This window comes from Crateriforma spongiae (assembly GCF_012290005.1).
Lineage (GTDB): Bacteria > Planctomycetota > Planctomycetia > Pirellulales > Pirellulaceae > Crateriforma > Crateriforma spongiae.
The window spans coordinates 215,022-240,329 of sequence record NZ_JAAXMS010000006.1; the positions used below are offsets into that span (position 1 = coordinate 215,022).

Below are 25,308 nucleotides of genomic sequence, written 5' to 3' on the forward strand. Positions count from 1 at the left end.
AGGCGAACTGCGTCAACTAGTCGGTTGGATTCAGAACATCGTTGACCCAGTTCCAAACCGAAGTGCGATAGCGACTAGGTTTTAACAGCCAAGCGTCGGTGTGTGCGGCCTTGGCCAATGCATTGGGGAATTCGCCAAGGGCATCGCGGGTGTTGACGGGTAAGAACGTGAAGTGATCGGTCTGAGGAAGTGAGGCTTGTAAAAAGTCTCTCGTTAAATCGATGTTTCCGTTCTGGCTGACCAACCACGGGCGATTTCCGGCGCGTTTGACTCGGCGTATTGCTTCTTTGCGATAGTCGGCCAGTGGCGAACCCCAATCGGTGCCACGCCACTGGCGGACGCCGTCGAAGTGATCGTGCGTAGCGAAGGCTGTCCAAAGGCCAGCGATTTCATCGTCATGCAGACCGATCATGCTGACGCCGATCGCACCGCGCGAGAAACCACACAGGAACACGGCATCCGGATCTGCGTTGAAACGGCGGATGATGCGTGGCACGTTGAGCTTCGCGTAGTGAACGGTCGCATCGATGTCGCCCCACCAATTCGGTGCGTTGCGTTGGCCAGAATGGTCGATGTAGGGAAGCGTGACCCAAATGAAACGGCCACCGGAAATCCCGAACCCTAATACTGCGTCTTTGGGGTCGCCGGTCGAACCGGTCGGTGGATGCCGGTTGCCCGTGTATTCAAAAATGATGGGCAACGGCGGGCCGTCCGGACGCCAGTTGTCGGGCAAATACACGTGGTGAACGACGTCCGTGTCTGCAAATTCCGGGGCATGGACCGCGACACGACGTCCCGCGGTGGCAGGTCCGGTCGACAGTGCCGGTGGTTCAAGGACTTTTGCTGATTCCGTTTTCAATTGTGCGTCGCGGTGCCCTGGGCTGTCATCGCCAGCCACGGTTTCCAATGCCAAGCCGACAAACAATGCGAATACAAACAGGCGGCAAAACTTCATCGGCAACTCGGTGCGACTTTGAATGGAATCCGGTCGGGTCAGATGGACGTTTGTTGTCCGTCGATCAGCGATTGGTTTTACTTCACTTGCGGGGCGGCGGTAAATTAAATCGACCTGACTTTTTCCCCGTATCGCGTCAGTGGGCGGATCCGACGATCGGCGCCCCCCGTGTTCAGTGGACTGGGACAGGCGACTCGCATCTTTCGCTTCCCTAATTTTGCGAAATCGATGGCTCGGCCGCCCCGACCCCGGCAAGATTCGGCTAACTTCGTTTTCACACCGTCCTGTTCCCCTGACGAGAATACGAAGATGCGTCGAAGAGAGTTTCTTGCGTCCACCGCCGCCGCGTTGCTGGCCGCCGTGCAGTCATCCGCTTACGCCGCAGCGGGTGATACCCCGATCCGAGCCGGGCTGATCGGTTCGGGCTGGTATGGCAAAACCGATTTGTTTCATTTGATCCAAGTCGCGCCGGTCGAAGTCGTGGGCATCTGCGATGTTGATTCCAAGATGGCCGAGGAAGCCGCACAACTGGTCTCCCAACGACATCCGTCGGGCAAGGTTCCGCCGACCTACGGGAAGCACGAAGACTTGTTGTCGAAACACAAGCCCGATGTGGTGTTGATCGGGACGCCCGACCACTGGCACTGTTTGCCGATGATCGATGCTTGTCGTGCCGGTGCGGATGTGTACGTGCAGAAGCCGATCAGCTGGGATGTCGCCGAAGGCCAGGCGATGGTCGCCGCGGCGCGGAAATACAACCGGACCGTCCAAGTCGGGCTGCAACGACGCAGCACACCCCACCTGTTGCAAGCGCGTGATCGATTCATTCGCAGTGGCAAGCTTGGCAAGATCGCCTACGTCGATGTGCATGCTTATGGTGGCGGGCCACGCGACTTTCCCGCAACGCAAGCACCGCCGGAAAACTTGGATTGGGATCGCTATGTCGGGCCGGCACCTTGGCGCGACTATAACCCCGGCATCCATCCGCGACGCTGGCGTGCCTGTGGCGAATTCAGCAACGGCAAGACCGGCGATTTGTGCGTGCACTTCTTGGACGTCGTGCGATACTTCCTGGATCTGGGCATGCCCAAGACGATCGCCGCGACCGGCGGCCGGTACATGTTACCGCCGGATTCCAACGTCAATCTTCACGATACACAAAACGCTTTGTTTGATTTCGGCGACGTCCAAGTGACTTGGAACCAGCGAAACTGGGGCACCAATCCGGAACCCGATTATTCCTGGGGTGCGACGCTGTACGGCGACAAGGGAACGTTGAAGCTGAGCGTACGTTCCTATGATTTCATTCCGAAAGGACGTGGCCAAGCGGAACACGGTGACTGGGTGGATGAAAGCGAACAATATCCCGAAGACCAACAGCACAAAGAAACGGAGATGTTCGCCGCACCCGCCACACGTCGTCACATGCAGGACTTTGTCGAAGCGCGTCGTGAAGGCCGTCGTCCGGTTGCCGATATTGCCGAAGGTCATGCGTCGACGGCGTGCTGTCTGTTGGCCAATCTGTCGATGCGATTGGGACGTTCGCTGGCGTGGGATGCCGACGCAGGTCGGGTGATCGATGACGACGAAGCGAACCAGCAATTGGCGCGTCCCTATCGCGGCGACTGGGAACACCCGACGGCGCAGGACGTTTGATCTTTTGTTTCCAGCGACCCGCGATTCGGTGGGCGGACTGATCGCGGGGCATGGTCATCGACTTTGCGTCTTCGTCAAAAATTCATCAAGTCTCCGCTATGTCGCGGATCCAACTCGGCATCGCGAACGTGATACCTTGCTGGGCTCATGGCGGAAGCTTTCCTATCGAATGCGTCAGATAGGGCCGACACATCGAAGCCGACCCTTGGATCATGGGAGTCCACCGTGAGCGATATTCGCAGTCTGATGACCCAACAGTTTGAAAACGAGATCGCGCGGACGCGTCAGGTCTTGGACGTTGTTACCGATGCGTTGCTGGACTATCAGGCGAGCCCGACGATGCGATCGGTTCGCTGGAACGTCAGCCATTTGGTCGATGTCCCAAGCTGGGCCGAGATCATCTTGAAAGCCGACGAATTCGATGTTGCTCCGCCGGACGGTCCGCCGCATGAGACGCCCGAGATGGCGACGATGGCCGACGCGATGAACGCGTTGGACAAGAACGTTGCAGAGGCTCGGACGGCCTTGGCAAGTTTCGACGTTCAATCTCTGGACGCCGATTGGTCGTTGAAAGCGGGGGGACAAACCCTGATGACGATGTCACGTTACGAGACATTTCAGATGTTTGAAATCTCGCACGTCGCTCACCACCGCGGCCACTTGTTGGTGTACTTGCGGATGAACGGCGTGGAAACACCGCTGCTGTACGGCGGCTGATCGTTGGGGAGTATCGATCAGGGCAGCAAATCCGTCAGATCGACGCCTTCGCGGGTCGGCTGGACCATTCGGATGCTGCCGTCAACGTCGAAGTCCAGGTATTCGGCGCGAAGCTGTCGCTGGTGTTTCGGATCGTCGTTGATCCACTGGTGATAAAACAGGATCCAGCGGCCACGGTATTTGATGATGCTGTGGTGATTGTTGCCGCCGTAGGGTTTCATGAATTCGCCGCGGAATTCAAACGGTCCCAGCGGACTGGATCCGGTGTAGTAGATCAGGTTGTTCCAACCACGCGCGATCGTGAAGTAATACGTGCCGTAACGTTTGAAGACGTAGGCGGCTTCGAAGCGGTCGGGACGGTATTCCAGATTCAGGTCGATCGGGCCTTGGACGATCGACTTCATGTCGTCCCCCAGTTGATAGACGCGGTCTTGCAGGTACAGCCAGTAAACGCCGTCGTCGTTCAAGATGGCCGGGTCGTGGCCGCGGACCAACGGGCGATCGGTCAATTCGGTGAACGGACCTTCGGGGGATTCCGCTTCGGCGACGCCGATGCCTTGTCGGCCTTTACCGCCGTTGTTGAAGTAATAGAACAGGTAGTACTTGTTGTCTTTCTTGGTGATGTCCGGTGCCCACGCCTTGTGGGTTCCCCAGCGAGAATCCTTGTCGGAAAAAATGGTCCCGTGGTCGGTCCAGTTGACCAAGTCGTTGGTTGAATAGCAGGACCAACCTTTTTGTTGGTCCCAATCCTTGTTGTCCGTCGTAGGGTACAGGAACAGACGTCCATCGTCGCCGATGATGACCGACGGGTCGGCAGCATAAAACGGATGCCCGTTGACCCGCAGCGGATTGTTCGGGGGTGCCGCGGGGGAATCGGTCTTCGAAGTGTTCTGGCTTTCCGTTTCGGCGGAATCGGCCACCACGACGGACATTGAACAACACAGGACGAGGATGAAGCCGACAAGTACCGAATGAACTGGCCGAGATTGCTGGAGCATGGCAGGGGGTGAAGGAGTTCGGGTGACGGATCGGCAGAGAAGGCGGGACGGAAAGCCAATCCTGGGGAATCGACGCGAACAGACAAGAGCAGAATTTTGGACAAGCACCGGCGGTGATTTGCTGGCAAGTCGAAACAGAAAATGTCGGACAAACCATGCCCGATTGGGCTGAATTTCAAATCACCGTTCAGATACAATATGTCGCACGTTCTTTCGCAATGGCGCAATCATGCATCAATTTTCACCAGCATTTTCGAAATGGCCGATCGTCTTGACGGTCTTGCTGTGCCAGATGCATGTACCCGTGCCCGTTGTTCACGATCATCAACACGTCGGTGTTGCGTTTCGTCTTCATGATCATTTGACGCAACGTCACCACGACTTGTCCGATGATGCATGTCGGCATGTTCACTGGGTTTGGCCGGCGCCGTGCGCCCCATCGAATTCGTCGCACGATGATCCGATTGATGAATCGATGCCCAGCATTCCGATGTTCAGTCGTCACGTCAGCGGAAACGTGATGGCCGGATTGGGGGGCGGTGTGAACGCCACCGAATCGCTGGACATGATTGGTTTGGCGATTGCCCCGGTGTTGTCCAACGGCTTGGTCCGTGGACACGGCGATGTGATCCGCGGCGGTCAGCATCGCGTTGACAAAACACGTTTCTTGGGTCGCCCTTGCGCGGTGCTTTGTATCGCAAGGTGTTAACCGATTCGACGCATTGAATTGCTGTTGTTGATCGGTATCTCAGCACCCTTGGACCGCCGAATTCGCTTGGTCCATCAGCGGGATGGTTGAACGATTCGTCATCGAACGAATCGATCACATCACGCTTGATGTCATCGCGGATCGGTGAACTTGGTCCTGGCCGGAAACAGGTTTCGTTTTGCGATCATGTTTCCGTGGGTGTGTTTCCCAAGCGAAAATTTTTTCCACCGCTATGAAGATCCACCACTGGATTGCCGTTGCCATGATTGGCGTCGGCGGCCTGTTGGCGTTTACCGCCTATTGGCAAGACCAAAGTCCATCGTCACAGACGCCATCCGCATCGGAGTCGGATGATGCGTCGGACGAAACCGAGGTTGTTCAAGGAAGTCTGGTTCGATTGACGGCCAAAAAGATGGCGGCCGCGGCGATTCAGATCCAGACACTTCAGCCCACCGAATTGATCGTCACGCGGACTTACCCCGCCAGGTTCGAATACGATCAATCGCTGCACGTGGCGATCAACGCGCCGACCGACGGCATCTTGGAATCGATCCGGGTCAAACCCGGTGACGACGTAAAGTCGGGGCAGGTCATTGCGGTCTTTCGCAGCCCCGCGATCGGTCAAGCACGCAATGAATGGCTGCGTCGTTTGGACGATGCCGAATTGGCATCCAATGAAAGCGATTGGAAACAAACCATCCGATCGGGAACGTTGCAGTTGATCGAACGAATCGAGCAGCGCCAGGCAATCGAACAGATCAAAGCGGAGATGCAGGATGTCACGCTGGGGCAATACCGTGGCGACTTGCTGATGCAGTACAGCCAGTGGTTGCTGGCCGATCGGCTGGCACGGTCGGCGGGCAATATCGGCCAATCCGGGGCGGTCAGCGGCCGGGTCGTTCAGCAACGGCAAGCATCGGTGGACCAAGCGGCCGCAGCGTTGAGCGCAGCTATCGAATCCGCACGCTTTGAGGTTGAACAAACGGCTCGCGATGCAACGGTTCGTTATCAGGCTGCGCAGCGGTCGGTCGAACTGGCGGCCCAGCAAGTGGCGAATTTGACCGGACAGATGCCACAGCGATCGTCCGACTTGAACCAGCCAAAAACAGGAAGCAGCTTTGACGAAACCGGTGATGATGAAACGGGCGATGCCGATGGCAGTGATCTTTCCCGATTGGTGCTTCGCAGCACCATCGACGGCGTCGTCCAGGAGCGGCGGTTCGCACCGACCGAACGCGTCACGGCGGGGCAGCCCATGTTTGTCATTGCCGACACTTCGCGATTGTGGGTGCGTGCAGACATTCGTGACGACGATGTCGCATCGATCCATGTATCACCCGGTGATTTGGTGCGGCTAATTCCGACCAGTGTGCCGGAAAGAGCACTCGATGCGACCGTCCATTTCATGGGGCGGCGGCTGGATCCGCAAACCGGCACAATTCCCTTGGTGTTGACCGTTCCCAACGACAACGAATGGTTTCGACCCGGACAATTTGCCCGTGTTTCGGTACCGATTCAACGCATCGAATCGGCATTGGTGGTACCGGAATCGGCCGTGATCGACGTCGACGGTTCGACCAGCGTGTTTGTCCGTGACGGGGAATCCTTTCGCGCCGTCGGCGTACAGTTGGGACGCACCGGCCGACAGGGCGTGCAGATCACCGAAGGGTTGCATGCGGGAGACCCCGTGGTGACCGAAGGTGCGTTCGTGTTGAAAAGCGAACTGTTGTTGGAAGGAGAGGAGTGATCGATGCTGAAGCGATTGATCGAACTCTCGTTGCACCACCGCATGTTGGTGTTTGTCATCACTTTCCTGGTCGCCTTGGCCGGATTGCGCAGTGCATTGCAATTGCCCATCGACGCGGTGCCCGATTTGACCAACACTCAGGTAACGGTGATGACCGAGGCCGGTTCTTTGCCGCCGGTGGAAGTCGAACGTCAAGTGACGTATCCGATCGAATGGGCGATGGGTGGATTGCCCAACGTTGAAGAAGTCCGCAGTGTGTCGAAGTTCGGGCTGTCGGTCATCACGATCGTTTTCAACGAAGGCACCGATGTCTACTTTGCTACGTCACAGGTGGACCAACGGTTGTCTTCGGCAGCCGCCGAAATCCCTGAAAACTATGGGCCGCCTGAATTGGGCCCAATGACGACCGCTCTGGGCGAAATCCTGCAGTTCGAAGTGCGTGACGATTCGAAGTCGCCGATGGAACTGAGAACGCTGTTGGAATGGCAGATCGCACCACGGCTGCGTGAGGTCGCCGGAGTGACCGAGATCAACAGCATGGGCGGCTTTTACAAAAGCTTCGAAGTCCGTCCGGATCCCGACCGGCTGACGTCCCTGGGCATCGGTTTGGATGAACTTTACCGGAAGATCGAAGATGCCAACGTGAACGCAGGTGGTGGTTACATCGTGCACCACGGAGAGCAACGCTTCTTGCGAGGCGAAGGATTGTTGGTCGACGAATCGGATTTGGGCAACATTGTTTTGCGTCGCAACGATGAGGGGCTGCCATTGTTGCTGTCCGATGTGGCACGCATTTGCATCGCACCACTGCCACGTCAGGGGGCGGTCAGTCGGGACGGTCGCGGCGAGGCGGTGACCGGTATGGTGATGATGCGAATCGGCGAGAATTCACGTGAGGTGGTTGCGCGGGTCAAAGACCGTATCGAAGAATTGCGGGATTCGTTGCCGGCGGGGGTTCAGCTGGAAATCATCTATGACCGCGAAGATCTGATCGGTCGGACATTGAAAACGGTCTTGAAGAATCTGGTCGAAGGCGGCGCTTTGGTGGCGATCGTCCTATTGGCGATGCTGGGCAGCATCCGGGCCGGTCTGATCGTGGCGTTGGCGATTCCGCTGTCGATGCTATTCGCGTCCAATTTGATGTTGGCCCTGGGGATCTCGGCCAGTCTGATGAGTCTGGGTGCGATCGATTTCGGGCTGATTGTCGATTCGTCGGTGATCATGGTGGAAAACTGTGTCCGGCGTCTGTCCGAGACGGCGGCGACGGGCATGAATCGGCTGGCCGTGATACGCGATGCGGCGATCGAGGTCCGGGGACCGACGATGTTCGGCGAATTGATCATTGCGGTGGTCTACATTCCCGTGCTGTTGCTGGAAGGCACCGAGGGAAAGTTGTTTCGGCCCATGGCGCTGACCGTGCTCTTTGCGCTGGGCGGATCGCTGATTCTGTCCATGACGTTGATGCCGGCCTTGGCGTCGGTCGCGTTGCCCAAGTCGCCCAAGGAGAAAGAGGTTTGGTTTCTGCGGTGGATCAAACGGTTTTATTTGCCTTTGGTGGGGCTGTGTTTGCGACGGCCCGTTTTGACCATCGGGACCGCGTTGATGGTGTTTTTGATCAGTATCCCGATCGCTCTTGGCTTGGGGGCGGAATTCATGCCCCGTTTGAACGAAGGCGATTTGTTGGTGGAAGCCGTACGGTTGCCCAGTGCGTCGCTGGAAGGTTCGCGGGAGATGGCACAGGCCGTTGAATCGGAGCTGACGCAATTCCCCGAGGTCAAAACCGTGTTCACCAAAACGGGGCGACCCGAAGTCGCCAACGACGTGATGGGCGTCCACCAGTCGGACGTGTGGGTCATGCTGAATCCGCCCGACCAGTGGCCAGCGGCAAAGACCCGTGATGAATTGATTGCAGAAATGGAAGCGGTTCTGACCGATCGAGTCCCCGGTGTGGCGTTCGGTTTTACCCAGCCGATCGAAATGCGAGTGGACGAGCTGGTTGCCGGGGTGAAAGCCGATGTGGCCGTGTTGGTATTCGGCGACAACTTGGACGTATTGGCCGACAAGGCAAAGGCGATCGAACGCGTGTTGAAGCAAATACCTGGTGCGGCGGATGTGAAAGCGGACATTCAATCCACCTTGGAAACGTTGAACATTCGACCGCGCCGCGACCGTCTGGCACGTTATGGCATCGATGCCGCGGCGGTGATGGACGTGGTGGCGGCGATGGGAGGACGGCCGGTGGGCGAAATCCTGCAGGGACGTGCGCGTTTCCCCATTCGTGTCCGGTTGCACGAAGATTGGCGCAACAGTGTCCCGCAGATGCAGCAGTTGCCCGTTGCCATCGCCGGTGGACAGGTCGTCCCGCTGGGGGAACTGGCTGATATCACATTGGAACAAACACCGCCGACGGTGGAACATGAAGACGGCCGCCGCCGGACTTTCGTTTCCGCCAACGTCCGCGGTCGCGATGTGGCAAGCTTTGTGTCCGATGCAAAGCAACAAATTCGTGATCAAGTGCTTTTGCCGGCGGGATATGAGTTGCGCTGGGGAGGCGATTTTGAAAACTTGCAATCAGCCAGCAAGCGATTGCTGTTGATCACGCCACTGGTTTTGGTGCTGATCTTTCTGTTGCTGCACACCAGTTTCAACTCGATGCGTTTGGCAATGCTGATCTTTCTGTGCGTGCCTATGGCGGCCAGCGGCGGTGTGTTCGCGCTGATGTTGCGGGGAATGCCATTCAGCATTGCGGCCGGAGTCGGGTTCATTGCGTTGTTCGGCGTCGCGGTGCTGAATGGCCTGGTTTGGGTTAGCGACGCTGAAAATCACCGTCGATCCGGGGAATTGCCGAAGGACGCCGCGATGTCGGCCGCCGACGATCGATTGCGTCCGGTGTTGATGACCGCATTGGTGGCAAGCCTGGGATTCCTGCCGATGGCGATGTCCACCAGTGACGGTGCGGAGATCCAGCGACCGTTGGCGACCGTGGTGATCGGTGGACTGGTGACCAGTTCACTGTTGACGTGCCTGGTGATCCCCACGGTCTATTCCGTGATGGCGATTCGCGGGAATCGGTCCGACAACCCGTTTGATACCGCTGGTGAGGTCCCGGTGGAAACTTCCCTGTAATCGCTTCTCGGTTTGACGCGCAACGGTGCGTCCGGTGACCGGTATGCTACGCAATTACATCGGCCGAACGTTGCCGGTGTTTTCCAGCCACCGTCATGGGCAGCCCCGTCGAATGAAGTCTTCCCAAATCGTGATTGCGAATCGTCCACCACTGGCAAAGGTTTGTCTGTGTTTGGCCGTGCTGTTTCCATCGGCTTCCGCATTCGCGAAGTCGGGTGATCCCCTGGCCATCCGACTTTGGCCGAAGGATGTCGTTTCGGTGGAATCGTTTTGGGGGCTGGAGGTCTACATCGATCTCGGCAGAGCGAGCGTCAACGCCGGATCGACGGAGAGTCAACTGGATGCCACGGCGGGGCGGATCACCGTCACAGCGGACCGGTCGGTCGACCATGTTTTGGATCGTCTGCCGAATCAAGCATTGGCCACGTGGACACCGGCCGAGCAAAGCGGTGCGGCAAGTCCCCACGCGATTCGAGTCCGCTGCCCCGGCGGTCGATCAGGGGATCAGGCCACTGAGAGCATGGTTTTGATCGACGCCGATGGTTTGACAATCGTGGTGGTCACCGGCGATCAGCTGCCATTCGTACAAGAACACCTGGCTGAGGATGTACGGCCCGACGTGATGGTGGTCGCGACCGACGATGCGGCAAGAGTCCAAGCGTGGGCACGACAAGAATCCAACGCAGCGATCTTGCCGCGTCGAATGGTCTTGCCCAGTGCTTCGGGAACCAGCGATGTCGATGGATCAAACGCACACCGGATCGATCATAACACGATGGCTGTTTCGGCAAGCGGCTTGAGCGACCAACCGATGCAGTGGTTTTGGATGACCGACCAGCCGTGGAAGATGAAGGCCTCGTTGGTGGAGCCCTTTGATGCCATGGATGCGGCTTGTCAACAGTCGCAGCGGGTATTCGCAAAGCTGTCGGCCAAGCAGTTGAACTTTCGTCCCTCCAACGGCACCCATACGCCTCGCTGGAACGCCGAACACATGATGGGGCGACAGTTGCTGTTCTTTTCGCAAATCTATCACGCGATCGACATCCAGATTCCCGTCATGGATCAAAATCCCAAGCAGATGCCGCCGGACTACACGCCGGCACATCCCGAATGGGACGGTGTTGAAGAGGCCAGGCAGATGCAGCGAGTGAGTGATTTCTGTCGGCGTTTCGCCTATTTGTTGCAAGGGATTGAACCGGAGGACAAGGCCCCGGGGTCACGATGGCCGACGTTGCAGGCGTTGATGAAACAGATGCAGCGGCACTATGGCGAGCACACGACCAACACAATTGCGAAGTTCGAACTGGTGGATTTTCCCGATGAGTAACCTGATTCGTAAAATGATCGTCATTGGTATTGCCATGACCGTGTGGTTGTCGGTTGCCTCAGGACGCGCCCGCGCCGCGGATCCGCTGCGCGAACAGGCATTGCGAACCGCGAAGCAGGCGACCACGTTTCTGACGGAAAACATCGCCGATCATGGCGGTTATCTTTGGCGGTATTCGTCCGATTTGGAACTTCGTGAGGGCGAAGGTGTTGTGGATACAGCCACCGTTTGGGTGCAGCCGCCAGGGACGCCCGCGGTGGGCGAAGCGTTTGTGCGTCTGTACTTGGCGACATCGGATCCACAGTTTCTGGACGCCGCGATGGCCGTCGCCGGTGCGCTGCGACAAGGGCAGATGCGTAGTGGTGGTTGGCAAGCGCACATCGATTTCGATTCCGACCGACGCGTCAAATGGGCATATCGGACCGAACCACCGGCGAAGAAACGCAAGGACCAATCAAGCTTGGATGATGACAAGACACAGTCATCGATTCGGTTTCTGGTCCAGCTGGATCGTGCAACCGATTTTCGGGATGCCGGCATTCACGCCATGACAACCGACGCATTGAAAGGGCTGATGAATCAGGGCCAGTTTGACAACGGCGGTTTTCCACAAGTTTGGATGGGCCAACGGCCCGTCGATGCCAAGCGTCCGCCGATCCAAGCATCGTTTCCGGACCAATGGCCACGCGAATATCCCGGCCACCGCGAATACTGGAATCGATATACGCTGAACGACAACTTGGCGTCGACGTTGATGACGACGCTGATTTTGGCGAGCGAGACCTACGATGATCCGGCCTATCGTGATGCCGCGATCCGCTTGGCCGATTCATTGTTATTGGCACAGTTACCGTCGCCCCAACCCGCGTGGGCCCAGCAATACGACCAGCAGATGCAGCCGATCTGGGCAAGGAAGTTTGAACCGCCCGCGGTCAGTGGATCGGAATCACAAGCCGTCATCGACACCTTAATGGATGTGTATGAATGGACCGGGGACGAAAAGTATTTGAAACCGATTCGTCCGGCGATCGAATATTTGCAAAGCAGTCGTTTGTCTGACGGAAGGTTGGCACGGTTCTATGAGCTGCGAACCAACCGCCCACTGTACTTCGATCGCCAGTACAACTTGACGTATGACGATTCGGATGTGCCGACGCATTACGCATTCAAAATCAGTGATCGAACGGATCGATTGCGACGGCGTTACGATCAAGTCAGCGATCGGGGCATGGTCACAGACGATGCACGAGAGGCTTGGCTGGATCGATTGATCGGTCGTCGCGAAGCCAATGCGTCAAGAGTCCGAAAGATCGTGGACGCGATCGATTCACGAGGCGCGTGGGTGGTCGACGAACCGATGCGGTACCACCGTCATCCAGGGCCGTCGATCAGCATGGCGACCACCGTGGACCACTTGAACCGTATTGCTGACTTTCTGGATGCGCCGAATTGATTGTTGGGGCGGTCGGCGATACGTCAGTCTTTCTGGACCACCGGGTACAGTCGCAACTTGCGGTACTTCACTGACGTATGATCGCCCTGCAACAGAATCGGTCCCGGCGCCGTGTCGTCTGATTCGATGCCGCCGCCGGTGCATCCGGCCAAGGGTTCATTGTCGATCACGGTCACACCGTTTAGCTGAACCGTGATGTGTCGGTCGACCAAGGTCAGCACGTACTGGTTCCACTGTCCGCCGGGCTTGCCGGCGTTGGTCGACGGGGCAATGCGACCAAAGATTGCACCGGGACCGCTGATCCCCTGCATCTTGCTGTCGCGGTCCACGACTTGGGCTTCGTAGGTCCCACGCAGATAAACACCGCTGTTGCCGCCCGCGGGAACGTTGTATTCCAGTTCCAAGCGAAAGTCGTTGAATTTCTGCTGGGTGACCAAGTTTCCAAAGACGCCGTAAGCGCTGAAGTCCTGCTTGGGTGTTTCGTTGACCAAGACGCCATCGACCGCTCGCCAGCCGTTTTGCTTTCCCGCTGGGATCAATACCCAGCCGGACAAATCGGTTCCATTCAGCAGGTCGATGGGTTCACCAAAGTCCACTTTGGTCAGGTCAGGTTTGGGCGGCATCAATGGAATCCGCTTTCCACGCAGGCGGACCGTTTCGGTGGTTGATGATTCATCGCCGGCCACCCGTTGTGCAAACGTCAGCGTCATCGAATCATCGTCGTTCAGCTTGGCGATCAAGTCGCCGACCAATTCATAGGCGACGTCGGCGCCCCCCGGTTTCCATTTTCGTTTGCGAACGAATGCCAGGGCCCCGTCGTCGGTCCATCGTGTTTGTTGAATCGGGCCGGCGCTGCCGACGCTCCACAGCAGCGAACCGGTGGGGTTTTGCAGGTCTTGGGTTCGGATGTCCAGCCATACCGGATAGCCGTCGGGCAGATGGAATGACCAGGTACCGTCATAGCCCAACCGCTGGACGGTATTCCAAAAGTCATTCCGCATCGCGTCGACGTCGATACGGTCGTAAACCCAGATCGGTCGACCGCCATTCTCCGGCGGGCCGGGAACCTGTTTTTCGTTCGCCATCTCGGGGTGCAACATCGCTTCGACCAAAGCCAAGTCCCACATCACCCATTTTTGACTGTCGGGGAAACGACGAGTCCAGGACTCGGTCAGATATTCACCAACCGGTCCCATCTGGCTTTGGCGTTGGAAGGAATCTTTTTGATCGAACTTGTACGCTTGCGACAACGTTGCGGTCATCACGTGCATTTCGACATCGGGATGAGACAACAGAAAATCGGCCGCGTTCAAATCACGACGGACGTTGAATTCGGATTTGTTCCAAGCCCCGGTCGATTCGTCGTAGCGAAATCCCATGCAGTAGCATTTGATTTTCGCAGCGATTTCCGGTGCCATCCGGATAGCGGACGCCAGGTTGGTTGTGGCGCCGGTGCAGACGACGATCAGCGATTGGTCATCGGGAATGGACCGGGCTTGTTCGATGATGAATTGACAGGCGGCGCTGTCTTTAGGGTCGGTGCCGCCCCAGGGTTTTCCCATCGGTTCTTCGGATCCCATCGGTGTCGGCAAATCGTCGCGGCGCATTCGTCGCAACAATTCTTCGTTCATCCGCTGGCTGGCCTGGACCGAATCAGGTTCACCCAGATAGTGCAGCCACTGTGCAGAGGTCAGCCCGAGGACCTGGAATTTGTCTTGATGCAGCATCCGAACGATGGCGTACAGGTCATCGATTTCGTTGGCGGTATCACAATCCAAAATCAGTTTTGGTTTCGCCGTGTCCGCCGCTTGACTCTGGCCGGCAACGACCAGCAGTATCAGCATCCAGACCCAGCGAATCGAACATGGTCTTTGGCGTGGTTGATCCAGTGGGAACGATGTCATCAACGATGGCTGTGGCATGGATGAATGTGTCATGGGCTGGGCGAAGCAAGAACGCTGTCTTGGGCGGGGAATGAAAACGTTGGAGGCCGCTTCAAGATATTCGACGCGGCGCGTCGACGTGGGATGAGTCCACGTTTTACCCGACGGGTCAACGAAAAAACCGCACGCCGCCATTCCGATGTCCGGATGGTCGCGTGCGGTCAGATTCCGTTTCAATGTGGGGCAACACGATCGGTGGGAGCTCGATCGGTGCCCGTCGCGATGGTTCAAATTTGCCGGATGCGGCGAATCAGGTTTAAAACATGTTGGGCTTCATTAACGCCACCCGATTTGCGGATGAACTCCATGCCCAATTCCAGAACATCCAGACCGACGGTGGCGTCGATGGAGTTGGACGAATCGGCCGGGGCGCCGGTTTCGGCAGCGACAGGAGCGGACTTTGCGGCGGTCGGTTCGGATTTGCCTTTGTTCTTTTCCGCTTTGCGTTTCAGCTGGGCTTTGACGTTGGCAACGTCGGCGGCCTTCACGCCGTGGTGTGACAATGCGGCGACGACGTCTTTGTTTCGCACACCGGGATGCTGTTTCAGATACAGCCGAACTCTTTCACTTTTACTCAATTGGGGCTTTTCCACTTTGGTTTGGGTGGTTGATTCTCTTTGCGACTCGTCCAGCGCCGACTCAAGCAAACCATTCAGATCGTTCATTCGATGAAGGTTCTCTTTTTTACAATGTGTGATATGAGATCCGCGGTAGGGGTGGTACGGACGCACCGTCGATGATGAATAGGCGTTCAATCCCCGCGGATGGGTTAAACCACCGTGCATCACGCATGACACGGCGTTCGGATTGAATGTGCGTCCAACAAACATGTGTAAGTGATCATTCCTTGCAGAGACCTACAGCGATCACCTAGCGATCCATCACCCGAAAAGTGAATCCATTCCGCGTCCCCGAATGCTATTTCGTTTTAGCGAAGCATGTGTGCGATTTTCCGCTCAATCGCCAAACAGCACTTCGACCATCCCGACAAGCAGGGGCGGTTGACATTGCGATCCGCTGACCAGCCCAAAGTCAATGATACGGTTCCAATGAACAACGGGGTAATCTGGCCTGTGATGTTACGGTTCGCAAGGTCCAATCCAGCGACGATTCGCCAAATGTAAGGAAAAATGTGTCACCGTCGATGTGATTGTAACACGGTGTGATAGACACAGGGTTAGATGTTCACCACCATCGCGACTCATGTTTGGGGGCTCATAGTCGGGGGCGGCAGACATGCCGAATCGTGGGCATGTTCGTGGGCTACGGTTGATCCGATTCCTCGCCGACCCACTGTCCCACGGTGTCGGTGCCCAGGATCAGCCCCAAGAATTCTTTTTCGTCCAAGACCCGAATGTTCTGGCCGGCGGCGCGGCGTTGTCGGGCGGTTTGTTCTTTGACGCTTTCCGTTCGGCCCGCCGCAGCGGTTCGTTCGTCGGGGCATCCGCGGACCAGCAAACTGGTTTTTCCGTTCACATTGCCTTGGCACTGGCCGCCCGATTCGCAAGCCAATCTTTCGGCCTGTTCACGCTGCAGGACGCGCAGGCGACCGGTGAAGACGATCCGCTGTCCCGCCAACGGCTGAATAAACTGGGCGCGGATCAGCAGACGCTGAAAATCGACGCCGGGTGTGTCTTCCGGTTCACTGTGCGATGGCGTCGGTGTGGATAAAGCAGCGTCGTTCGCTTGGGATGCTTGGCGGCTGCGGCGACGGCGGCGCTGAGTGGTTGCCCCGCGATATCCCCAGGGGCCGGCCCCGCCGCGGGCGAGTCCCAATCGCGATTCCAGATCCGCCACCGATTCGGCTTTGCGGCTGATCCCTGCAGCCAACAGGATTTTGGCACAGGCGACGGAGTCTTCCAAAGCGTCGTGGTGACGAAAATCAACACCCAGCCAAGTGGCCAGCGGCTTCAGACCGTAGCGGCGCCGATCGGGCCAAGTGCGTTTGGCGATGGCGCGGGTGCAGGTGAAGCTGAGCTCTGGAATCTCGCAGCGATGTTGTTGCAGGCAAGCACGCAACACGCCGATGTCGAACGCCGCGTTATGGGCCACCAAGATCTGATCTTTCAGCCACGGTTGGATATCGGGCCAAAGCTGGCCGAAGGTCCGTTCGTCGGCGACTTGATCGGGAGTGATCCCGTGGATGCGGATATTCGATGGGTTGAAATACGCCGGGACCGGGCGGATCAACCAGTTGGCCGAATCGATGATCTTGCCTTCGCTGACACGCACCGCCGCCAATTGGCATGCGCTGTCTTTGCGGTGGCTGGCCGTTTCGAAATCGATAGCGGTGAAATCCATCCGTGATCCGGCGGTGGTCCAGGCAAACCGGCGGTGGCACTTGAAAACAATCGCGACCGCCATCGGGAAATTGCCGCCGGCTCGCATCTTCCAACTCGGGCCTTTCGGCTGGAATTTTCCGGCTCGAATCTTCCGGATCGGGCGGCGGGCATGCCCTGATTGTCGCCGCTGGAAGCGCCGCTGCCAATCGGCGGTATGCGTCGCGGTGTCCGGGAAGGAGAGCCCGCCCCGATCGGATCACGGCCCGCGCTGACAGAACCGGGTCAGGCCACGCTTTCGGGCATCCGAATTTCGCCGAATTCTTGGACGACCAAAGGTCGGGTCACGAACAGTTCCGATTCCTTCAGATTGATTTGGCGGCCCGCTTCGTCGATGTCTTGGACGATCGGGTATCCGTAATCGGAACCGTTGGTGTGAATCGGGCGGACTCGCGATGCGTCGCTCAGTTCGACCATGCTGCCAAGCGGGTAAAGCGAAATGGTTTCCAGTAACCCCGACACCGCGATCGGGGCGAACTTTCCGGAACTCATCCCGTTGACGATGTAGGCGACCGCGTCACAGGGAACGATGCGGGGAGCCGACGGCGGCGGGCTTGTCAGCGTCAGATAGGTGTCCACCACGGTCAGGATGCGTCCCAGCGGGTGAATCGATTCACTTTTCAAACGTCGTGGGAAACCCGTTCCGTCCAGACGTTCGTGAACCTGGCCGACGATCATCGACGAGGTCGAGGAACACCGTGGATCGGCCGCCATCATCTGTTCGCTTTGCAGCGGATGCTGTCGATAGATCGCTTCGCCGGCTTCGTCGCGACTTTGATGGGGAAAGCGTTGGTCGGGCGGTAATTCGAACAGAGTCCAATCGTGCGCCATCGCCGCGCGGCCCAGGTCCATGACGTCTTTGTGGGCCAAGTTCATTCGCAAGCCCACGCCGATCGCCAACGTGGAAAACTGGACGCACCGTCGGGTCAGGTCCAGATCGCTTTGCCGCAGCAGGGTATGGGCGACGACCGGGTCGGATTCGTCGGTGACTTCGTCGGCGATGTTTTCGATGGCCGGGTCGACGGTGCGAAGGTCGACGCGACCGGTTTCGGCGTATTGCTGAAGCAGGTCGTCGACAATGGCCGCGTTTTCGAAGAACAGTTTGGCGGTCCGTTCCCGTTTGATTTCGTCGTAGGCCGACATCGCCGCATCCGCTTGCTTTTGTGCGGGCGATGCGGGGGCAGTGGCTTTGGCCGCATCCGCGGATGTTGGGGCGGTCGGGGCGTTGCCGTCTTTGCCGCCACGACCGGGCGTCGTGTACAGCTGTTCGACGCCGTTGCGCATCAGCTTTTCGATCAACAGCCCGGTGATCAATGATCCCTGGGCGATCATCAATTCGCCGGCCGAGTCATAAAGATCCGTCTCGGTCTTCTGCCCCAGCTCCAAATCCGCGGTCTGGATCATTTCCGTAAACTCAGCCTTACTCATCCGATAGTTACCCCCTTTGGTTAATTCTTAAAATCGGCAATCGGGCAAAGTGGCGCACAGGCAAGCTGTCAAAACTGCGGCGCTTCGCGATGATTTATTGGCGATTTCCTGCGGCTTTCGCCAATGATGCGGGTCGCCACAGGCGAAATTCTCGCCCCCTCGCCGAAACCGGCCCGGCGGTAGCCGTTCAGGCGTATAGCGGGCCTCGGGGGAATCCCCCCAGTGAATCGGTTGATCCGGAACGTTGAAGAGCAGTTCGATCGCGGCCGGAGCCGGCGAGCGATGAAAACGGGCCAGCGAGCGGTGAATTCTGAGTCCGCTTGAACGATTCGGCCGAATCGATCTTGATTGTGGGGGGCACGTCCTGCTTTTAAACTGCACCGTCCCCGTGGCGGAATCAAAGTTCGCGGGCAACAGTTTCTTCGACGTGGCGATTCATGGCATTCCTTTCCTGCAGTTCTCGTATTCCCGGACAGGCCGACGCGGCACCCGCCGAACGGTTTGAATTGACCGAGGCGGTGACCACCATCGGTCGCCACCCCGATTGCACCATCGTGGTCGAAGCCGGCGCGGTCAGCCGATTCCATGCGCGGATTCTGCACACCGACGACGAATTTCGAGTCGAAGATTCCGGCAGCCGAAACGGCACGTTCTTAAACGGACAATTGATTGCCGAACCGCATGTCTTGCAGGAAGGCGACCGCGTCCGGATCAGCGACATCGATTTCGTCTTCCACCGCGAAGATGTCCCGCAGTTTGCCGCCGGCCAGGCGATGACGTTCGACGGTTCCAGTTTCGGAATCGTGATGGTCGATGAAAACGAAACGAAGAACGAACCGTTGCCTCAGGTGCAATATTCGTCTTCGCAAGAAGGCTTGAAGATGTCCGCCACGCCGGAAGCCAAGCTGGCGGCGCTGATGCGGATCAATCGAAACTTGACCGGTGCACTGACGCTGGACGAGGTCTTTCCCAAGGTCTTGGAAAGCTTGTTTGAAATCTTTCCGGCCGCCGATCGCGGATTCATCGTCACGCAAACCAGCGAAGGCAAGTTGGTTCCCCAGTGGGTCAAGACACGCCGCAGCCGTGATGAAACCGAAACCGTCCGGATCAGCCGGACCATCATTCGCAAAGTGATGGAAAGTGGCGAAGCGATTCTGTCGTTGGACGCGATGGACGACAGCCGATTTGACAGCAGCGAATCCATCGCCGATTTTTCGATCCGGTCGATGATCTGCGCACCGCTGCAGGACGAAGATGGAAATTCGATCGGTGCATTGCAGATTGATTCGACTCAAGGTCACGGACAATTTCGCGATGAAGACGTGGACTTGTTGTCCGGCGTCGCGGCCCAGGCCAGTATTGTCATTAACAACGCTCGGATGCACCAACAAGCGCTCGCGCAACAAGAAGTCGAACAAGATCTGCGCCTGGCGACCGAGGTCCAACAAGCGTTCTTGCCGCAAGCGTCACCCGACGCGGTCGGTTTTCGGGTCCGCAGTTTCTATCAGGCCGCCAACCACATCGGCGGTGATTACTTCGATTACATCTCGCTGCCCGATGGTCGCATCGGTGTCGTCGTCGCCGATGTTGTCGGTCACGGTGTTGCCGCTGCGATGTACATGGCGAAGCTGTCGGCGGAGACTCGGTTTTGTTTGGCCAGCGAACCCGATTTGGGCAAAGCGATCGAGATGTTGAACAATCGGATGAGCCGTTTGCATGTCGAACGGTTTGTCACGTTCTTGTTGGTGGTGATCCAGCCCAATGAAGATCGCATCAGCATCGTCAACGCCGGTCACATGCCGCCTATCGTTCGCGATTGCGGCGATGGCCAGCTGTGCGAACCGGGCGAAGAAGAATCGGGCTTGCCGATCGCGATCGACGAGGGCATGGACTATGAATCGGTTGATTTTCAAATGTCCGTCGGCGATCTGTTGGTGATGTACACCGACGGCGTGAACGAAGCGATGAACGTGGCGGACGAAGAATTTGGAACCGACCGGATCAAGGATTTGACCGCCCAAAGTGGCACCGCGGACGAAGTGAAGCAGCGAATCGTCGACGCGGTGTTCGAACACATCGGCGACGGTGACCAGTTTGATGATATGTGTTTGGTGGTCATCGAACGCATCAGCGAAACGCAACCGCCCGATGGCATCAGCGATACCGCGGGCGAAATTGTGGACTCGGTCTGATGGCGGCTTCGTCGGATTCACGCAAGCAACGTGTCGATGACCGATCGCGCCGAGTCGTGGTGACCTATCGTGGGCATGTCCAGGGCGTCGGCTTTCGCGCCACCGCCTTGCACTGTGCCCGCGGGCTTGCGGTCGATGGCTTTGTCCAAAATCTGCCTAACGGCGACGTTCGCATGGACGTGCAGGGACCGCGGGGCGATGTCGATGAATTGATGCGACGGATCGCGGTGGAAATGTCGGGACGGATCGATGACACGCTGATCGACCCGCGCGACGCCATGACGACGCGCGACGGATTCCGTATTCGATATTAGTGGCCGATCATCGCTGGGCGGCCGTGCTTCGGTTTTCTTTCGCGAGTGGCGTTCAGTGGCATCCGGCGGCGGTCAAGAAATTCATCAGGTTTTCAGCATCGTCGGCGGACTGATCCGATAAGCTTGTCGGCCACGTCATTTTGGGGCATCCGTCGTTTTTCGGCACCTTCCTTGGGATCGGTTTGCCACGCGGGCATGATGAACCGGGCCTTTCTTGTTCTTTCGGAGACCTCATTTGATGAATCGATCATTCCTGGTCGCATCCGCGATCGCTGTCTTGTCTGTATCGGTGGTTTCACCGGTTGTTTGGGCTGGGAACTGGGGACACTGGCGCGGCGAAGACGGCAATGGTGTGGCGACCGATGCCAATCCACCGGTGAAGTTCGGCGCCGATGAAAATGTGCGTTGGAAAGTCGACTTGCCGGGCAAGGGATCGGGATCGCCGGTCGTCTGGGATGATCGCGTGTTCGTCACGTCGGCTGTTGCCCTGTCGTCTGACCCGCTTGGGATGCATGAGTTTTTGGTGATGGCCTTTGATCGCAACACCGGGCAAACGTTGTGGTCGCAGGTGGCGGTCAAAGCCAGGCCGCACGAAGGCACGCACAGTACCAACGGATTCGCTTCCGCATCGCCGTGCACCGACGGGCGTCACGTATACGCATCGTTCAATTCACGCGGCTTGTTTTGCTACACCATGGACGGCCAATTGGTTTGGAAGCGTGACTTGGGCGACATGGCCATGCGCAACGGCTTTGGCGAAGGCAGTTCGCCGACGATCGAAGGCGACATGTTGTTGGTGCCCTGGGATCACGAAGGTGCATCCAGTCTGTATGCCTTGGACAAGAATACCGGCGACATCATTTGGAAAACGGATCGTGATGAGCCGTCCAACTGGGGAACGCCGTTGGTGATCGAAAGCGAGGGGCGTTCGCAGGTCGTGTTGACCGGCCAGAACAAAGTCCGTTCGTATGATTTGCAAACCGGCCAGGAACTGTGGTCGTGCGGCGGTCAAACCGAGCGGCCGGCGGCATCGCCCGTGGCGACCGACGATTTGGTGATCGTCACCAGCGGATTCCGCGGTGCGTTCTTGGGGGCCTTTGATCCTCGTGGCCGTGGCGACATCGAAGGCACGTCAAGTGTCGTCTGGACACGTCATCGCGATACGCCGGACATCGGATCGCCGTTGCTAAGCGGAAACCGCCTGTACTTTTACAAAGGCAAATCCGGTGCATTGACTTGTGTCGACGTCTCGACCGGACGTGAGCACTATGTCGCGCAGCGAATCAGCGGTTTGCGAACAATCTATGCGTCGCCGGTCGCCGCCGGCGGACACGTTTACCTAAGCGACCGAAGCGGATCGATCGTGGTGATCAAGGACAGTCCTGAGTTGCAGATCGTGTCGGTCAATCAAATCGGCGAAACCGTCGACGCGACTCCCGCACCCGTGGACGATCAATTGATAGTTCGTGGGGAAGACCATTTGTTCTGTCTGCAACGGTCCGAGGAGGGTTGACTGTTGAAGCCTTCGCGGGAATCAAAAACGCATCATCAAGTCGGGGGCTGGGGGTAAGGTCGGACAGAGTGCCGGTTTTTCAGGCTGGACCTGTTTTGGCGGATTTCATGGCTTCAACCGCCCACTTGGCGGGATCGCCCGCCGGGATCGGTGGGCCAAACGGTCGCAAGCGAGCTATGCATTGTTGTTGACGATCGACGGGATCGTCGGCGATGCCATTGACCTGACTTGTTTGTTGCCGCGTTGGCACGGGATCGACCCCTTATGAAGGTGCAGCGTTTTGTCGTCGTTGAACCTCGCAATTTCCGCGTGATGCTGGGCGGGTTCCTGGCCACGCTGGCGTTGGTCGCCGGTGGCACTTTGGCGTTGCTTCAGCAGCGTTACGATTCGACCGGTCGGTCGTTCGATGCCGCGGAAGTGACGCAACAATTGGCTGCCACGCCGCTCGGAATGCAAATCGTGCGACGTGTCGAAACGCTGCGTCCCGATGCCGACGGCACGGCCAGTTTGCAAGTGGTGATCGGTCAAGCGATCGAAAAGTTACCGCCACAAGCCGACGTGCTGCGGTATCTGGGGATCGCCACCGCGGTCGCCGTGCTGGGGTTGGTGATATGTGGCAGTGGCGGGCCGTCTGTCGTCGGATGCATCTTGTATCCGATCCCCGCGATTCTCAGTCTGTTAGGGTTTTGTCTGCGTTACGGTCGCGGCACGGTGATGGTGCGTCTGGTGCACTTGGTCGCAGGTGTGGGCATGCTGGGGTACGCCTATCAGTTGGGCTGGATGCCTCAGGACGCATCACCCTATTCCGATCCGGCGACGCCGTGGTCGATGGTGCTGGCGGTTTATGGATTGGGCACGCTGGGGATGGCGGCTATTGCGGGCGCGATCATCAACACGTGCCTGGGCGGAAAGCGATACGATCCGGATTGTTTGAACGTGCACACCGCCGCGATGATGAACGCCCCCGATTCACAGGTGTCGCGTCAGTTGCAAAACGTTGCGGCGTCTTGCGGCGAAGACGGCTTGGCGGGAATGAAGATTGATCATGTTGTCCGGCACTACCATGACCCGTCGATCACGATTTCGATGGACGGCAACCTTTCACCCAAGCTGGCCAAGTTCACGTCGGAACTGGAATCGTTGGATTTCGAATCACCCTTGGTGATCGAAGTCGGCGGCCACGAAGGGCTGGTCAATCAAGTGGTTCAGGTCGGCTGTCAAAACATGGTGCTGGCGGTCAGTTTTGATCGCTCCGGTGCAAATGATGGTTCGGACGGTTTGTGCGTTTGCCTGTTCGGCGTCTTGGCCGACGGTCAGGTCGTCTGCACCGTCACCAAAGACGCCGTGGCGGGAATCACCAAGCGGAACGCCAACAGTGGCCAAATTCAGATCGCAGGCAGCCGATCGGCGGCGGGGATCCTGAAGCAGCATCTGGAAACGTTGGTCCAGCGGGCTCGTCGATCGGGAACGGAGGTCGCCGAACTGTATCCGGGCGAATGGCGTGACGTTTACGCATACGTGCACCGAGTGATGCTGGATATCGGGCACCAGCACGGCGACAACGGTTTTAAGGTGACGCCGTCATCGCACGGCCGTTTCCAATTCCCATTTCAAGCCGTGCAGCCGCTGAGTGTGGCCAGCGGGTCGGCACCGGTTTGACCGTCCGGGTTTGGCGAACCGATGGGGGAACACCGGTGACGTGATCGGATCAGCGTGACGGCGGCGGGACAAGGTTGCACCGCGATTGCGGTCGGCCGCTCAAGTTCGGTCGGCCACTCAATTCTGTGCGGTTCGCATGTTGTCCATGCTTTCGCGGACGATGCGTTCGACGCCGGGGGAATAGTCGAACACTTCGACGCTGACATAACGGTCGTACTTCGCGTCCTTCAGCGCTTGGAAGATCGGTCGAAAATCGACGTCGCCCATGCCGGGCCCCAGCAGGTTGGGATCGTTGGCATGGAAGTGCAGCGTGACATCGGCGTTGTCGTGAATGATGTCGGGGATCGGATCGGCTTCGCTGCTCATTGCTTTGACGTCCAAGTGCAATCCCACATGATCGCTGCCGACCAATTCGATCAACTCACGCGCCTCGGCGGCGGTGTTCAGGAAGTTTCCTTCCTGGGGGCCCAAAGGTTCCAGGGCGATTTTGACGCCACATTCTTCCAGCGTCGGGCTGATGTCCTGCAGGACCACCGTGGCGGCGGCCGTCGCATCGACCATCGATTCGCCTTCGGGGACGTTACGTTGTTGCGGTGAACCCAGCACCATGACTTCGCCGTCCAGGTCGGCACACAATCGGATCAGATCGCGAAAGTACTCGACCGTTTCCAAGTGAATCCGCGGATCGGTGCTGGTCAGGTGATAGCCCTCGGTCTTTGCCAACAGCCAGTGCAGCCCGATCACTTCCATCCCGGCCGCATGAACCGCATCGCGATAGGCGCGGCGTTGCGCATCACCGTAACTGCGGATGTCATCGGTCAGCATGAACGGCGCGACTTCCCACCCGTGGTAGCCGGCTTCGGCGGCGAACTGGAGGGCACGGTTCAAGTCCCAATCGCCGAACGTTTCGTTACAGATGCCGTATTTCATGGGGGGCCGTTGCTCCGTGATGGCTTTGGCGTTTCGTTCGTCGGTCCAAAAGGATCGTCGGTAAATATGCGGTGACGCGACGTTTTAACCGCGCACCCACGCTCGTCCCAGGCGACGCGGTTGGTCGGCCGGTCACATCGCCCCGATCAAACGTTCGCCGACGGGCCGAAACTCGTGTCAGATGGGGCAACCGTGTCGACCGTGTCAGGGTTCGTTGACGTGGTGCTGATGGGCGCCGTTACGGCCGGACTTTGGTTGACATCTTGGCCGACGAAAGATAGGCTCCAAACATTCGAGTCCAG

At 58.1% G+C, this 25,308-nt stretch carries 19 protein-coding genes; 11 read left to right on the plus strand and 8 right to left on the minus strand.

The annotated features are described in order from the left end of the window. Positions 1-16: 16 nt before the first annotated feature. Positions 17-955 carry an alpha/beta hydrolase family protein gene (locus tag HFP54_RS17305; protein WP_168566124.1) on the minus strand — a complete coding sequence of 313 codons (939 nt, stop codon included), beginning with the start codon at positions 953-955 and terminating at the stop codon, positions 17-19. Between the two features lie 309 nt (positions 956-1,264). On the opposite strand from HFP54_RS17305, the gene HFP54_RS17310 reads away from it, so the two are divergent. Beyond that, the gene (locus tag HFP54_RS17310; RefSeq protein WP_168566125.1) at positions 1,265-2,611 is read left to right on the plus strand and encodes a Gfo/Idh/MocA family protein; all 1,347 of its coding nucleotides are present in this window, start codon (positions 1,265-1,267) and stop codon (positions 2,609-2,611) included. Positions 2,612-2,836: 225 nt separating this feature from the next. Beyond that, the gene (locus HFP54_RS17315) at positions 2,837-3,328 is read left to right on the plus strand and encodes a DinB family protein (protein ID WP_168566126.1); all 492 of its coding nucleotides are present in this window, start codon (positions 2,837-2,839) and stop codon (positions 3,326-3,328) included. A 17-nt stretch (positions 3,329-3,345) separates the two neighbouring features. On the opposite strand, the gene HFP54_RS17320 is transcribed toward HFP54_RS17315, so the two are convergent. Further along, positions 3,346-4,260 carry a family 43 glycosylhydrolase gene (locus HFP54_RS17320; protein ID WP_168566127.1) on the minus strand — a complete coding sequence of 305 codons (915 nt, stop codon included), beginning with the start codon at positions 4,258-4,260 and terminating at the stop codon, positions 3,346-3,348. A gap of 307 nt (positions 4,261-4,567) precedes the next feature. Further along, positions 4,568-4,732, minus strand: coding sequence for a hypothetical protein (locus tag HFP54_RS17325; protein WP_168566128.1), 165 nt, complete (start codon positions 4,730-4,732; stop codon positions 4,568-4,570). 69 nt (positions 4,733-4,801) lie between these two features. Here HFP54_RS17325 and HFP54_RS17330 point away from each other — a divergent pair, with 69 nt between their 5' ends. From HFP54_RS17330 to HFP54_RS17350, 5 genes are all read left to right on the plus strand, one after another. Beyond that, complete coding sequence (locus tag HFP54_RS17330) at positions 4,802-5,035, plus strand: hypothetical protein (RefSeq protein WP_146414613.1); 234 nt, start codon at positions 4,802-4,804, stop codon at positions 5,033-5,035. 232 nt (positions 5,036-5,267) lie between these two features. Further along, positions 5,268-6,782 carry an efflux RND transporter periplasmic adaptor subunit gene (locus HFP54_RS17335; protein ID WP_168566129.1) on the plus strand — a complete coding sequence of 505 codons (1,515 nt, stop codon included), beginning with the start codon at positions 5,268-5,270 and terminating at the stop codon, positions 6,780-6,782. Positions 6,783-6,785: 3 nt separating this feature from the next. Continuing rightward, positions 6,786-9,908 carry an efflux RND transporter permease subunit gene (locus HFP54_RS17340; RefSeq protein ID WP_168566130.1) on the plus strand — a complete coding sequence of 1,041 codons (3,123 nt, stop codon included), beginning with the start codon at positions 6,786-6,788 and terminating at the stop codon, positions 9,906-9,908. 112 nt (positions 9,909-10,020) lie between these two features. Then, entirely contained in the window at positions 10,021-11,235 is a 1,215-nt protein-coding gene (locus tag HFP54_RS17345) for a DinB family protein (protein WP_168566131.1), read from the plus strand. Continuing rightward, positions 11,228-12,688 (plus strand): pectate lyase, encoded by a 1,461-nt coding sequence (locus HFP54_RS17350; protein WP_168566132.1) that lies wholly within the window; start codon positions 11,228-11,230, stop codon positions 12,686-12,688. The genes HFP54_RS17345 and HFP54_RS17350 overlap by 8 nt, the downstream gene beginning before the upstream one ends. Positions 12,689-12,711: 23 nt before the next feature. Here HFP54_RS17350 and HFP54_RS17355 read toward each other — a convergent pair whose 3' ends face one another. The 4 genes from HFP54_RS17355 to HFP54_RS17370 form a co-directional block, all read right to left on the minus strand. Continuing rightward, on the minus strand, positions 12,712-14,625 hold the full coding sequence (locus HFP54_RS17355) for a 3-keto-alpha-glucoside-1,2-lyase-like domain-containing protein (RefSeq protein WP_168566133.1): 1,914 nt from the start codon (positions 14,623-14,625) through the stop codon (positions 12,712-12,714). A 233-nt stretch (positions 14,626-14,858) separates the two neighbouring features. Further along, positions 14,859-15,296 carry a hypothetical protein gene (locus HFP54_RS17360; protein ID WP_168566134.1) on the minus strand — a complete coding sequence of 146 codons (438 nt, stop codon included), beginning with the start codon at positions 15,294-15,296 and terminating at the stop codon, positions 14,859-14,861. A gap of 598 nt (positions 15,297-15,894) precedes the next feature. Then, on the minus strand, positions 15,895-16,932 hold the full coding sequence (locus tag HFP54_RS17365) for an exonuclease domain-containing protein (protein ID WP_168566135.1): 1,038 nt from the start codon (positions 16,930-16,932) through the stop codon (positions 15,895-15,897). Between the two features lie 263 nt (positions 16,933-17,195). Next, positions 17,196-18,398 carry an HD-GYP domain-containing protein gene (locus tag HFP54_RS17370; RefSeq protein ID WP_168566136.1) on the minus strand — a complete coding sequence of 401 codons (1,203 nt, stop codon included), beginning with the start codon at positions 18,396-18,398 and terminating at the stop codon, positions 17,196-17,198. Between the two features lie 437 nt (positions 18,399-18,835). Here HFP54_RS17370 and HFP54_RS17375 point away from each other — a divergent pair, with 437 nt between their 5' ends. The 4 genes from HFP54_RS17375 to HFP54_RS17390 all read left to right on the plus strand — a co-directional run bounded on the left by HFP54_RS17375 (position 18,836) and on the right by HFP54_RS17390 (position 24,076). After that, positions 18,836-20,590 carry a SpoIIE family protein phosphatase gene (locus tag HFP54_RS17375; RefSeq protein WP_168566137.1) on the plus strand — a complete coding sequence of 585 codons (1,755 nt, stop codon included), beginning with the start codon at positions 18,836-18,838 and terminating at the stop codon, positions 20,588-20,590. After that, the gene (locus HFP54_RS17380; protein WP_168566138.1) at positions 20,590-20,904 is read left to right on the plus strand and encodes an acylphosphatase; all 315 of its coding nucleotides are present in this window, start codon (positions 20,590-20,592) and stop codon (positions 20,902-20,904) included. The genes HFP54_RS17375 and HFP54_RS17380 overlap by 1 nt, the downstream gene beginning before the upstream one ends. A 238-nt stretch (positions 20,905-21,142) precedes the next feature. Then, the gene (locus HFP54_RS17385; RefSeq protein WP_168566139.1) at positions 21,143-22,417 is read left to right on the plus strand and encodes a BamB-related PQQ repeat family beta-propellar protein; all 1,275 of its coding nucleotides are present in this window, start codon (positions 21,143-21,145) and stop codon (positions 22,415-22,417) included. 264 nt (positions 22,418-22,681) lie between these two features. Beyond that, entirely contained in the window at positions 22,682-24,076 is a 1,395-nt protein-coding gene (locus HFP54_RS17390; protein WP_168566140.1) for a hypothetical protein, read from the plus strand. 117 nt (positions 24,077-24,193) lie between these two features. Here the strand turns inward: HFP54_RS17390 and HFP54_RS17395 are convergent, their stop codons facing one another. Beyond that, positions 24,194-25,006, minus strand: coding sequence for a sugar phosphate isomerase/epimerase family protein (locus HFP54_RS17395; protein WP_146414600.1), 813 nt, complete (start codon positions 25,004-25,006; stop codon positions 24,194-24,196). Between the last annotated feature and the right edge of the window lie 302 nt (positions 25,007-25,308).